Source organism: Pseudomonadaceae bacterium SI-3 (assembly GCA_004010935.1).
Classification (GTDB): domain Bacteria; phylum Pseudomonadota; class Gammaproteobacteria; order Pseudomonadales; family Pseudomonadaceae; genus Stutzerimonas.
This window is the reverse complement of the sequence record CP026511.1, coordinates 3,284,509-3,297,880: the sequence shown is the minus strand read 5'-3', so window position 1 is coordinate 3,297,880 and position 13,372 is coordinate 3,284,509. Positions and strand designations below refer to the sequence as shown.

Below are 13,372 nucleotides of genomic sequence, written 5' to 3'. Positions count from 1 at the left end.
AAGCATCGAGTCCGGTACATTCTTGCGTTCTACAGCGTTAACACCACCTGATGCCGCCCCCCATCCAGCGCGAGCCGTACATACCCGTCTGCACACTCGAGTGCCTCTTCATCCAACTGCGCATGCTTGATGCCGTGATTGCCCTGAGCAGGGTTTTCCACGCGAATGGCATAGCGGGTTTCACCCAGGGTGATGGTGGCTTCGAATCCGGGCCACTGACTGCTGATGCAGGGGTCGACGATCAACCATTCGCCTTCACGACGAATGCCGAGGATGCCCTCGATGCCGGCGCGGTGCATCCAGCCGGCCGCGCCGGTGTACCAGGTCCAGCCGCCGCGGCCGTTGTGCGGGGCGACGCCATAGACGTCTGCCGCTACCACGTAGGGTTCGACCTTGTAGCGTCGGCTTTCTTCAGGTGTCAGCGCGTGGTTGATTGGGTTGAGTAGCTTGAACATGCGGCACGCGGCATCGCCGCCACCGAGTTTGGCGAAGGCGAGCATGGCCCACATCGCGGCATGGCTATATTGCCCGCCGTTTTCGCGCAGGCCCGCTGGATAGCCCTTGATGTAACCCGGCTCCTTGTCGGTCTTGTCGAACGGTGGCGTGAACAGCAGCGCCAGCCCGTCGTCCTCACGGATCAGGTGCTTGCGCACCGAAGCCATGGCCTGCTTCGCACGGGCGGGGTCTGCCGCGCCGGACAGCACGGCCCAGGACTGGGCGATGGAGTCGATGCGGCACTCGTCACTGTCTTTGGAACCGAGCCAGGTGCCGTCATCAAAGGTCGCACGGCGATACCACTCGCCATCCCACGCCTTTTCTTCCAGCGAGTCGGTGAGCGCCACGGCGTGTTCACGCCAGCGCGTTGCGCGTTGCGCGTCCGCCACCGTGCCGCGCCCGTCCGCTAGCGGCGCGAACAGTTCGATAGTGCGCAGCAGCAACCAGCCAAGCCAGACGCTCTCGCCCTTGCCGTGTTCGCCGACGCGGTTCATGCCGTCGTTCCAGTCGCCGCCGCCAATCAGCGGCAGGCCGAGTTCGCCGTGCAGTTCCAGGCATTGATCCAGACCACGCGCGCAATGCTCGAACAGCGGTGCGGCATCGCCAGCCATCATCGGTTGGAAGAAGGCATCGTGCTCGCCAGGCTTGAGCAGCGGCCCTTCGAGGAAGGTGACTGGCTCGTCGAGAATCGCCAGATCGCCCGCGACCTGGATATAGGTCGCCGTGGCGAACGATAGCCAGACACGGTCATCGGAAATGCGCGTACGCACGCCCTGACCGGAGTGCGGCAGCCACCAGTGTTGTACGTCGCCCTCGGCGAACTGGCGGCTGGCCGCGCGCAGAATGTGGCTGCGGGTGGCCTCGGGCCGGGAGAAGGTCAGCGCCATGCCGTCCTGCAACTGGTCGCGGAAGCCGTAGGCGCCGCTGGCCTGATAGAACGCCGAGCGCGCCCAGATGCGGCAGGCGAGGGTCTGATACAGCAGCCAGCCGTTGAGCATGATGTCCATCGTGCGGTCAGGCGTTTTCACCTGGATGGCACCCAGTGCGGTGCGCCAGTGCTCGGTGACTTCCAGCAACACGGCATCCAGATCCGCTTGGCGATAACGCTCGACCAGTGCCCGCGCAGCCTCTGCCGATGGGCATTGACCGATAAAGGCGACGATTTCAATGCTTTCGCCGGCAGCCAGTTCGACGCTTGTCTGCAAGGCCGAGCAAGGGTCCATGCCGGCGCCTGTGATACCTGACAGCGGCGCACCCGCAAGAAGCGCCGCTGGCGTAGCGGGCCCGCTGTTGCGACCGAGAAATTCGCGGCGATTGGCCGTCCAGCCGGTTTGCCTACCGCCAAGGTCGGCAAAGGCTACGCGCCCAGGGAACGCACTGCTCCAGGGGTTGCGGGCGAGAAGCATGCCGTTGCTGTCATCGTGCCCGGTGATGATGAAGGGCGCGTTGGCGCCGCGCGCCGTACCGAGCACCCACTCGCTGTAGCGGGTGACCGACAACCGGCGCGGCACGGCCGACAGGTTGCGCAGGGTCAGGCGGGAGATCTTGATGGGATCGGCCAGCGGCACGTACTCCAGCAGGTCCATGGCGATGCCGTCGGCCTGGTGCTCGAAGCGGCTGTAGCCATGTCCATGCCGTGCGACATACAGTCCGCCATCACGAATCGGCTGTGCGGTCGGGCTGAATAGCGCGCCGCTGTCCTCGTCGTGAATGTAAAAGGCTTCGCCACAGGGGTCGGTAACCGGGTCGTTGGACCAGGGCGTCAGTTGGTTTTCCCGGCTGTTTTCAGCCCAGGTGTAGCCGCTGCCCTGCGCCGAAACCTGAAAGCCGAACTGCGGATTGGCGATCACGTTGATCCAGGGCGCGGGTGTGTTGGCGTCCGCTTCCAGCAGCGTCACGTACTCGCGGCCATCCTTGTCGAAACCGCCCAGCCCGTTAAAGCATTCAAGGTGGGAAATCTCGGCGGCCGAAGAACGTGCGGCAGCGGACGTCGCCATTCCAGTCGATCGGCGGTCGGCAAGGCGCGGCGGCATGACCGGCGCCTGAGACGCAACCAGTTGGTTGGTCAGCTGATTGGCGATCGGCCCGCGGCGGGCGATCAGCGAGACGCGAGCCACGCTGCGCAGCAACGCACGCGCCTCGGTGTTCAGCAGGTCGGAGCGCAGCATGTACACCGAACCCTGGGCGAGCTCGGCGCCGAAGCGCGGGCGCGACTGACTGCTGCGAACGGCGGTTTCGATCGCGATCTGCAGGTCCTGCAGGTAGGAGCTGGCGTGCTCGTTGAGAATCACCAGATCCACCGCCAGGCGCTTCATGCGCCAGTACTCATGGGCACGCAGCAGCTGGCGAACCTGGGCGATGTCCTGAATGTCGTCGATGCGCAGCAGGACGATGGGCAGGTCACCGGAGATCGCGTGCGGCCAGAGACCGGACTGGGCACCGGCGCCTTCGATGATTGCCGCCGAGGGCGCACGAAACTGCGGATCGGCATAGAGGATGGGCGCGGCCAGGCGCTGGAAGTCGGCTGCTTCAGCCGGCTTGATGTCCAGGTGACGCAGCTGAACCTGTGCTTGTGTCCAGGCCAGGGTTTTGGCGCGGTCGTAGGCGCTGCGGTCATGGTGTTTCTCGATCAGGTTGAGCAGCTCGTCGCGCGAGTTGGCCACCAACGTCCAGAACGCCACACGGGCGACCTTGCCCGGTGCGACCTTGACCCGGTATTTGAGCGCGAAGATCGGGTCGAGCACGGTGCCCACCGTATTCGACAGTGGCAGCCCTTCGGCAACCACCGCGGCAGCCGCAACGCTTGGCCGCTGGCCGATGAAGCGGGCCCGGTCGGTTTCATACTGCGGATCGGCCACGACTTCACCTTCGGCCACGGCAAAATGTGCGGCCCAGATCGGGCGCTCGCCCTCGCTGCGCAGGCGTCGGGTGGCCAGCAGCGCGCCGAACTCTGGCAGGTATTCGGTGACTACGAAGAGTTTGGCAAAGGCCGGGTGCGCGTTGTCGGTGGATGGCGTCGTAAGCACCACTTCGCTGTAGGAGGTCAGCTCGATCTCACGAGCGTCAGGGCCGCTGTTGGCGAGCGAGACGCGGCGTACTTCGCCGTCATCCTCACCGGACACCAGCACATCGAGGATGGTGGACAGGTCCTTGTCGTGACGAATGAACTCGGCACGATCCTCGCCGAATATCACCTCATGGCTCAGCGCATCGCTGCCAATGGGCTGCCCGCCTGCCGGCCAGACGCGGCCGTCTGCCGTATCACGGAGGAAGATGAACGAGCCGTAGTCATCACGGCTGGCATCTTCACGCCAGCGGGTGACCGCGATATCGCGCCAGCGGCTGTAACCTGCGCCGGCGGCGGTGAGCATAACGGCGTAACGGCCGTTGCTGAGCAGGTGGGTGACAGGGGCGGCTCCGGCGGCGGCCGTGTTGAGCCGGCGCAGGGCTTGCGGATCGCCGCTGCCCTCGACAGCACGGATCTTCACTTCTTCGGCGCGCGGATGGGCGATGGCCACGTCACGCGGCATGCGCTCCTGCAGGAGCAGTTCACAGGCCTGGATCATCGGCTCGCGATGGAAGCGGGCGCGCATCTGTCCGTCCAGCAGGGTGTTGGCGATGGCGACGATGGTCATGCCCTGATGGTGAGCCATGTAGTTGCGCACGATGACGAAGGACTGGCCGTCCGGCAGTCGCGCCGGGGTGAAGTCCAGTGCCTCGTAGAAACCGTAGCGGCCGACCGCGCCCATCGCTGCCATGCGGCGGAAGTTCGCTTGTGCGCCCGGAGCGTCGACCATGGTGGCAAGGCCGGTGGCGTAGGGCGCGATGACGAGGTTCTCCGCCAGCCCGCGCTTGAGGCCCAAGCCCGGCACGCCGAAGTTGGAATACTGATAGGTGAATTCCATGTCGCGGGCGTGATACGCCGACTCCGATACGCCCCACGGGACATTCCGGTCGTTGCCGTAATCCTGCTGGCGCTGCACCACGAGGCTGTTGGTCTGCTCCAGCAGACTGCCTGCCGGCGCGCGCATGACCAGCGAGGGCATCAGGTATTCGAACATCGAGCCCGACCAGGAAATCAGCGCTGAGCCGTTGCCCAGCGGTGTCGCGGTGCGGCCCAGGCGGAACCAGTGACGGGTGGTCACGTCGCCTTTGGCGATGGCGAACAGGCTGGCCAGACGCGCTTCCGATGCCAGCAAGTCGTAGCAACTGGGGTCGAGGCTGTTTTCGGCCAGTCCATAGCCGATCGACAACAGCTTGCGTTCGGGGTCGAGCAGAAAGGCGAAGTCCATCTCCAGCGCCATCTGCCGGGTGCTGCGCGAAAGTTCGCGCAGGCGGTTCTGCGCATCGCTCAGCGTTTCGCCTTGCAGCTGGCGGTCGCGAGCGTGCTCGGCCAGGGTCTGGCCCAATGCATCGATCCAGAATCGCAGGTCGGACGACTCGTCGCCTTCACCCGGCGGGCAGAGTTCCAGGCCCAGGCGAGCGGCCTTTTCGGCCCGTTGCTGGAGCGTCGCGGACAGCGTATCGAGCGCCTGCTCCTCGTCGAGCTGCGCGCTGATCTCGTCGAGCAGCTCGGAAAGTGGACGGCCACGCTCGCCACTGGCGGCCGGCAGCGCGGTCATAGCCTGGCGAATCAGTACCAGGGTGTCCTGCAGGCCCGCGCGTGCATTCGGTGCGGTGGGTGCCTCGAGCCACTCCTCGCAGGCATTGGCGAGGGCGATCAGGTGGCCGGCAAGGTTGCCGCTATCCACGGCCGACACATAAGGCGGCTCTAGCGCCCGCATGTCTTCGGTGGCGTACCAGTTGAAGAAGTGGCCGCGGTGGCGCTGCAGACGGCTCATGCTGTCCAGCGTTGCTTCCAGACGGTCGAGGGTTTGCAGGGTGCCGGCCCAGCCGAAATCACGCGCGGTGATGGCCGAGAGCAGGTAAAGGCCCATGTTGGTGGGCGAGGTCCGGCGGGCGACGACCGGCTTGGGGTCTTCCTGGAAATTGTCCGGCGGCAGCATGTTGTCGGCCGGCGTGACGAAGGTTTCAAAGAAGCGCCAGGTGCGTCGGGCGATCAGGCGCAGCTCTTCGGCGTCCGGTTCGGCAAGCGTCTGCCGGGGCGCGATGCGCGGTGAGCGGCTGGCCCACAGGGCGATCGCAGGTGCGCCCAGCCAGAGCAGGGCGAAGGGCAGCACCACGGGCCAGGAGCCGGGAGCGATCAGCAGCGCGAAGAGCGCAGCGCCAACGCCCAAGGCCGTGCCGCCGGCCATGCCGCGATAGAAACCGCTGAGCTTCAGGCGCGGGCTGATGGCCGATTGTGCGGCAGTGGTCCATTCCAGCAGATTGCGTCGGGACGATAGGCGAGACAGCGTCCGCACGATGGCATCGACCATGCGCCAGGCCTGGTCCGGCAAAAAGACCAGGTTCAACCCTGTTTGCGAGGCAGCCAGGCGCAGGTCGTCGCGCAGCCTTCGCAGGTGGCTTTGCATGCAAATGCCGCTGCGGGCGGGCAGCAGTGCAAAGCAGATCGGCAGTACGGCGGGAATGGCCATCGTCGCGAGTATGAGCAAGGTGCCAACCAGCGCGGCCGGGAGAGGCAGCAGCCAGCACAGCGTCAATGCGAGCAGGGTGAGCGGTGCGACCAATGAACGGCGCAGGTTGTCGAGCATCTTGAAGCGGCCAATATCCGGCAGCGCCTGAGTGCCGCTGCGGGCGCCGAATATCCATGGCAATAGCTGCCAGTCGCCACGGGTCCAGCGGTGCTGGCGCTTACCGGAGACGTCATAGCGTGACGGAAACTCCTCGACCACCTCCACATCCGTTGCCAGCCCTGCACGAGCAAAGACGCCCTCGAACAGGTCGTGGCTGAGCATGGTGTTTTCCGGTACCCGACCGGCGAGTGCCGCCTCGAACGCATCAATGTCATAGATGCCCTTGCCGGTGTACGAGCCTTCACCGAACAGGTCCTGATAGACATCGGAGACAGCCGCGGCGTAGGGGTCCATACCACCAGGGCTGGAGAAAACGCGCTGATAGAACGAACCTTCGCGCCCCACCGGCAGCGATGGCGTGACCCGTGGTTGAAGGATCGCGTACCCATTGACCACCCGTTGTTCGGACACGCTGAAGCGCGGGCGATTGAGCGGGTGCGCCATCTTGCCGATCAGGCGCATGGCGGCATCGCGCGGCAGCCGGGTGTCGGCGTCCAACGTGATCACATAACGCACATCGGTGGGCACCTGCTGCGTGCAACCGGCCAACGGCATATAGCTGGTGTCGGTGGCGCCGCGCAGCAGCTGGTTCAACTCATGCAGCTTGCCGCGCTTGCGCTCCCAGCCCATCCAGCGTCCCTCGCTGGGATTGAACTGGCGTCGGCGGTGCAAGATCAGAAAGCGGCTGCCGCCAGGTGCCGGGCCATAGCGTTCGTTCAGGGCGGCAATGGCGCCAACGGCGACGGCGAGCAGATGCGCATCGCCAGGCATGGTTTCCGACTCGGCATCCAGCCCATCGGTCAGCAGCGCAAAGGTGAGGTCACCACCAGCGCCCGCCAGGTGATGCACTTCGATGCGTTCGATCTGCTCCAGCAGGTCCGCTTCGTTGGTCAGCAACGTGGGTACGGCGACCAGGGTGCGTAGAGACTGTGGCACGCCGGTGGTCAGGTCCAGCCCGGGCAGGGTCATGGCACCGAAACGCCAGGTCACCACGCGGTTGACCAGCGTGGTGGCCACATCGGTGATCGGCAGGAATGCGACCACGGCCAGCAGTGCGAGCCATCCGGCACCAACGCCGACGCTGGTCAGCGCTTGCAGGCCGACCGACAGCAGCAGCGCGGCCACCAGCAGAATCGAGCCGACATAGCCGACGATCCCGAGCTGTATATGGAATCGGCTCAGGCGCAATCCCAGCGGCGGGCTGAAGCCGATGCTGCGTTCTAGGGCCAGGCGGCCCTCGCCGATCAGGTGATAGCCCGGATCGCCCACGCGCTCGTCCTGCGCGAGATCGTGCGTGGGGGCAGCCGCTGCGGCGCTGAGTGCGGCGCTGGCGACGTCCAGCTCGGTCGCGCTGGAGCCGCGCGCCAGTTGTTCGATAGCGCTGCGGTACAGGTTGCGTGTGGGGAAATCCATGATGGCGAAAGCGCTGCCGGCGCGCAGTCGCTCGTCGACCAGGCTGACGCTCTCGAACAGTTCGGTCCAGTCGATATCCGAGATCAGCCGCATGCTGGTCATCACGTTGCGCACACTGACGTTGGACGCGCCCTGGCGTTGCTGCGAATGCTGCACCACCTGATCGATGGAGCTGTCTTGCTGACCCAGTAGCTCTTCCAGCCAGCCCAGAGCAGGTGTGGTGTTCGGGTCCTGGTCGCGTAGCCGTTTGGCCAGTTCCGCGGCGAACACTTCGGACATCGGCGCGCTACCACGCGAGGCAATTTCGTCCTCCAGCGCTTTTTTCGCAGAGACGGCCGACAGCAACCGGTTGGCCATGTCATCGGCCGCAGCACGAGTGGCGCGGCCATCGGTGATCTGGTCGCTCAGGCGCCGCAGGTTTTCGATCAGCACGATGCGCAGGGTGATCGCCACCGCCCACAACTCACCGATGCTCAGCGGCTGGACTTGCTGGTAGGCGCTGATGAAGCGGCGCAGCGTCTCGGGATCGAAATGGCTGTCGGTATGGGCGACGAACGCCCAGGCGATGCCGAATACACGGGGATAACCGGTGAAGGGGCCTTCGGCCAGCTTCGGTAACTGGCGGTAGAAGCCCGGTGGTAAGTCGTCACGAATCTCGCGGATCTGCGCTTCGACCAGGTGATAGTTGTCCAGCAGCCATTCTGCGGCGGGTACCACGCTGCGCCCACTTTCCAGCTCCGCGGCGCTGGCGCGGTAAGCTGCCAGCAATACCGCCGCGTTGTCGTTCAGCCGCGCGTGCAGTGGCATGACGGCGGGTGGGCTGTCGGTGACGGGCTGGGCCGCGGCCAGGCTACGGGCGTGGTGTTCCAGCCGTTCGATACCGAACAGCTCGTCGCGCACGGGCGCACGGTCGTTCCAGAGGGGCGAGCGCTTGTGGCGTCCGAGAATGTGACGGAAAACTGAGGTCATGTGCGCCTGTCCGACTAGCGGATATAGGGGAGCAGGCGTAGAGGCGCCGGATCCTGTCGAGAGGAACCACGGCGGCAAGCTTTCGGAACAACGGGAAACCGATTGCCGGTTTCTGCCAAATCGCCGTACGGCCTCGTGAATACGCCACACCGCATGGCGGGATGGCAGAGGCGTCAAGATTCGGCGAGCCATGTAAGCGGAAGGGCGTAAAGGCCGCCCCGCTTGCAGGAAGAATGCTGTCGCAGCAATGGACTCACGATACAGCAACGTCGGTTTTATTGTCGGTGCTTGGTTGAGAGGCGATTTTGCCTGGTGGTCAGGTGAGGGCAGCGGCTGCCCAAACCAGTCCTCCCAACAGCGGCAGGCTCACGGCCAGGCGCGGCGCGTAGGGAAGTAATAACAGCAAGGCAAAGCCTGCCAGTGAGATAAGGCCGAACCAGCCAACCACCCCCATGCCGCCGGGCCAAACCTGGCAGGACGCATATATCGCGAGCCCGAGCAGGAGCCCGCCCAATGGCGCGCATAGCCGACGAAGCCCGGTTGGCACTCGCGGATTGACCAACTGCTTCCAGTGACGCTCTTTACCCAGGCAGAAACCCAGCATGCCGGCGTAGGCGAGCAGGAGGCTTGCGAACAGCGCGGAACCGTTCATGAGGAGGCTCCGGCAACGGAACGCTCAAGGCGAGCCGAGCGCGCCTTCCGCGCGGCAACCACTGTGGGGATTTTCCACACCGTCCAGCCCAGCAGCAGGCCCATCGAAGCCACGCTTGCTAAAAGGGACAGCCGCATGGTGTCCAGCGCCCCCTGGGTGGTCCAAAGGTCCAGCACTGGCAGCGTGACAGCCAGGAGTGCAGCGGCCATGAGCTGTTCGCGCCAAGCTGACAACGGCTTGCGGAGCCAGCCGTGCAGCCAACTGAGCGCCCAGACGCCGAAGAACAGCCGCAGCTCCCAGTTCTGACGTGCGGCCAGTTCTGCCGGTAGCAGCCGGTTGGCCCACAACAGCGTGATACAGGCCAGCAAAAGCCCGGCGACTACCGCTACGTTGAGGCTCTCTACCACGCGCAGGAATTGCGGGTTGGCCTTGGCCTGCTTGCGCTGTTTGACCGCGTACAGGATGACGCCTGTGCCGATCATGGCGCAGCTGACCAGGCCGCAGATGAAATACAGCCAGCGCATCGGATAGCCGCCGAACTGCGCGAAGTGCAGGCCCGCCATCACCCGTTGGGTCAGTTGGCTGGTGCGTGACGGCTCCGGCGCCTGGATCAGTTTGCCGCTGAGGCCGTCGAAGACCATGCCTTCGCCCTTGCTCAGTTCGATGCGGTTGCCCAGCACGGGGCGCGCCGTGACCTGGGCATTGGCTCGGCCGGGATTGCTCACCGTCAGGCTGCCGATCATGCCTTGACCATAGTGGGCCTCAGCCCTGCTGATTATCTCGCTAAGCGGTAGCAGCGGCGCCGCCGGTGCCGAGACGGCCTTGCTGCCACGGCCTTCGCCTCGCGGCGCCTGCTCGGCTGCTCGGCCCGATTGCCCCTCGCGGAAATAGGCTTGGCGATCACCGTCGTACAGGGCGTTCACCGCCGCTGGCATATAGAGCAGAAAGAAGATCGCCAGCCCCGTGTAGGTGATCATCAGGTGAAACGGCAACAGCAGCACGGCGCTGGCGTTATGCGCGTCGAGCCAGGATCGCTGGCCTTTGGCGGGACGGAAGGTGAAGAACTCCTTGAAGATCTTCTTGTGGATGATGATGCCGCTGATCAGCGCCACCAGCATTGCCATGGCCGCGAACCCCACCACCCATACGCCCAGCGTGCGCGGCAGGTGCAAGGTGTAATGGAAATGGAAGAAGAAGTTGCCGCCGATGGTTTCCCGCGGCTCGACAGTCTTCCCGCTCAACGGGTCGAGGTGGGTCACACCGCCGCCACCCCGGCGACGTTCACCGACCGAGACGGCCAGATCGGGCGCACGCGCGGTGGGCAGGCTGATATTCCAGTTCGTTTCGTCGGGGTGACGCTCTGCCAGCCAGCGCTGCGCCACATTGGCCGCAGCGGCAGGTGACAGCGCCTGATCGCTCAGCTCAGGTTGCATCCACCAGTTGATCTCCTTGTCGAACACCGCCAGGGTGCCGGTGAGAAAGATGGCGAAGAGCATCCAGCCGAGTAGAAGCCCGCACCAGGTATGCAGCCAGGACATCGATTGCGTCAGGCTACCTTTCATCCCAGCACCTCCAGCAGCTGCGGCCAGAAGCCTACGATGGCCAAGGGGATCGCGACCCCTACGGCCACCAGCACCCGCCGCAGCGAGGCTGCCGCGAACGCCCAGAGGATGAACACCAGATACACCACGAACGACAGCAGCGAAGCAGCGGTGACGGCGTCCACCGGGTCGAGCGGCAATAGTCGCGCTAGCGCGGCAGTAAAGGCGTAGGTGAAGGCGTAACCGCCGAGAAGGGCCAGTGCGATGCGGGCCGCGATGGCAGGCCAGGCGCTTCGCGATTGAATGGCAGAACGGGTCACGACGGAATTCCGAGCAAGGTCGTACGAAAAAATGCCCAACCGTCACAAGAGTCGGCCTGGCACAGATGCTGTGATGAACCGAGACGGGTATCACCCATACGCTCGGCCCAAATTGGCGATGGTTAGTGCAAGACTGGAGCGAAGCGAGCCGCCTTGCGCGGGCAGGGCGGCTCTTTCATCCATCACGCCTCAGAACGAAACGTTCATCCCGACCGTGTATCGACGCCCGTCGAGCACGGTTTCGTAGCTGTCGTATTCAATCTGCTCGTTGAAAACGTTGTAGACGCCAGCAAGCAGCTTGACGTTGCGGTTCACGTCATAGGTACCGCCCAGGTCAACCAGCGTGTAAGAAGGGGTGCTCTCCGCCATGCTGGTACGCGACAGGTACTCGGAGGTTTCGCTGCGGTAATTGAGTCGCGCCCAGGTGCCGAGGCGGTCGCTGGCCTGCCAGTCCAGCAGGGTGTTGAACATGTGCTTGGGCATCTGGTTGAGCGGTTCGCCCCGGAAGTCGCCGCTGCGCTGTTCCGATTCGGTGTAGGTGTAGTTGGCGCCCAGTGAGAGGGACTCGGTGATGTCCCAGTCAAAGGTAGCTTCGACACCGCGCATGCGAGCCTCGTCGACATTCACCCGGTCACTGATGAAGCGGTACGCCTCGCCATTGACCACACATTGGCCCGACGCATTGCCGGTGGTGTCCGAGCAACGGCGAAGCTCGGTGATCTTGTCTTCGAAGTCGGTGTTGAACAGTGTCACGCCGGCCGACAAACCGTTCAGGCTGTCCCACAGCACGCCGATTTCCTGGCTCAGGCTTTCCTCTGGCTTGAGCGCCGAGTTGCCCACAATCACGGCCGGGTCGCCCCGACCACCCCCGGTGATCTGCCCCCAGTTATCCACCGCGGCGCGGATGTCCGGCGAGCGATAGCCACTGGATACGCCGCCTTTTACTGTCCATTGCTCGGCCGCTTGCCATACGCCATAGACGCGCGGCGACCAATGAGTCCCGTAGTTTTCATCGCGATCCATACGCAGGCCGGTGGTGAGTGCGAAGCTGTCGGTCAGGCTCCATTCGTCCTCGGCAAAGAGCGCCCAAGACCAGCGTGTCAGTTGGGTCACGTCTTCGGCGCCGGCTAGCTGGTTGCCCTTGTCCGAGAGATCCTCGTATTTGTACTGGCCGCCGAGCGTGGCGATGTGGTCACCCAGGAAGAGCGAGGTCTGCGTGTTGAAGACGCTGTTCTCCAGGTCCATCTCGCGACCCGGGTTCTCGATGCGCTCCTGCTGCACGTAGCTTTCCGACTGGCCCGAATCCCAGCGCCCGGTATGGCTGATCGAGTAATGAGTACGGTCGTAATCCGACAGCGAATCGCTGTTACCCGTACCGGACCGGCCTACGCTGGCGTTGCGTTCCTGCTCGGTCTTGCCCACTTCCAGAACGATGTCGTTGGCCTCGTTCGGCGTGAACGACAATTTGGCCGTTGCGCTGTCGGTTTTCTGCTCGTTGAACCCGCGAGGGATGTCATCTTCGTCTCGGCGAGACGTCTGTCCATAGACCTGGAGTCCTAGCAGGCCGTCGACCAGGGGCCCGGAGAGATAGCCGTTGAGGGTGTGGTAATCACCGGAATCGGAGCGGTCCTGGAAGGTCTTTTCGGTCCGCACGCCGCCGCGCCAGGTGTCGGCTACCTTGCGCGTTATGATGTTGATCACGCCGCCCATGGCGTCGGAGCCATACAGGGAGGACATCGGCCCACGCACCACCTCGATGCGCTCGATGGCTTCCAGGGGCGGCGTCCAGCCTTGCTCGATGCCAGGGCCATCGCTGTTGGGGCGCGTCGCGCGTGACTCCATGCGTTTGCCGTCGATAAGAATCAGGGTGTACTTGGACGCCATGCCGCGAATGCTGATATCGCTGGAGCTGGCGCCGCCGGTGACAACGACACCCGGGATGTCCCGCAGGGCATCGGTGACGTCGCGATAGGATTTGTTTTCCAGTTCTTCCCGCGTGACGACGGAGATGGAGGCGGGGGCCTGCTTGATCTGTTGCTCGAAACCTGAAGCGGTCACGACGACGTTCGATAATTCGACTGGTTCTGCAGCGTTGGCTGGCAAGCTCGTCCAGGTTGCTAATGCGATCGCGCAAGCCAGCCGATGCCGATTGAAAGTCACCATGTAACTGCCATCTCCCTGAGAAAACTTACGTCATCTGCGGCCATGAACGACATGGCGCATGCATGTGAGCCGCGGTGCGAGCCGCAAGCCGACCGCAATGCTAAGTATTCTCATTTGAGAGTA

General features: G+C 64.3%; 5 protein-coding genes. All 5 read right to left on the bottom strand.

Annotation, left to right across the window (positions count from 1 at the left end):
* Window positions 1-29 precede the first annotated feature (29 nt).
* The gene (locus tag C1896_15405) at window positions 30-8,573 is read right to left on the bottom strand and encodes a glycosyl transferase (GenBank protein AZZ46164.1); all 8,544 of its coding nucleotides are present in this window, start codon (window positions 8,571-8,573) and stop codon (window positions 30-32) included.
* Between the two features lie 316 nt (window positions 8,574-8,889).
* Window positions 8,890-9,225: a DUF3325 domain-containing protein gene (locus tag C1896_15400; protein AZZ46163.1), complete on the bottom strand. Its 336-nt coding sequence runs from the start codon at window positions 9,223-9,225 to the stop codon at window positions 8,890-8,892.
* Window positions 9,222-10,787: a PepSY domain-containing protein gene (locus C1896_15395; GenBank protein AZZ46162.1), complete on the bottom strand. Its 1,566-nt coding sequence runs from the start codon at window positions 10,785-10,787 to the stop codon at window positions 9,222-9,224. The genes C1896_15400 and C1896_15395 overlap by 4 nt, the downstream gene beginning before the upstream one ends.
* Window positions 10,784-11,086 (bottom strand): iron transporter, encoded by a 303-nt coding sequence (locus C1896_15390; protein AZZ46161.1) that lies wholly within the window; start codon window positions 11,084-11,086, stop codon window positions 10,784-10,786. The genes C1896_15395 and C1896_15390 overlap by 4 nt, the downstream gene beginning before the upstream one ends.
* A 189-nt stretch (window positions 11,087-11,275) precedes the next feature.
* The gene (locus C1896_15385) at window positions 11,276-13,249 is read right to left on the bottom strand and encodes a ligand-gated channel protein (protein AZZ46160.1); all 1,974 of its coding nucleotides are present in this window, start codon (window positions 13,247-13,249) and stop codon (window positions 11,276-11,278) included.
* Window positions 13,250-13,372: the final 123 nt, after the last annotated feature.

Coding starts and splice junctions, on each gene's coding strand:
- C1896_15405 (AZZ46164.1), bottom strand. CDS start 8,573: ATGACCTCAGTTTTCCGTCACATTCTCGGACGCCACAAGCGCTCGCCC.
- C1896_15400 (AZZ46163.1), bottom strand. CDS start 9,225: ATGAACGGTTCCGCGCTGTTCGCAAGCCTCCTGCTCGCCTACGCCGGC.
- C1896_15395 (AZZ46162.1), bottom strand. CDS start 10,787: ATGAAAGGTAGCCTGACGCAATCGATGTCCTGGCTGCATACCTGGTGC.
- C1896_15385 (AZZ46160.1), bottom strand. CDS start 13,249: ATGGTGACTTTCAATCGGCATCGGCTGGCTTGCGCGATCGCATTAGCA.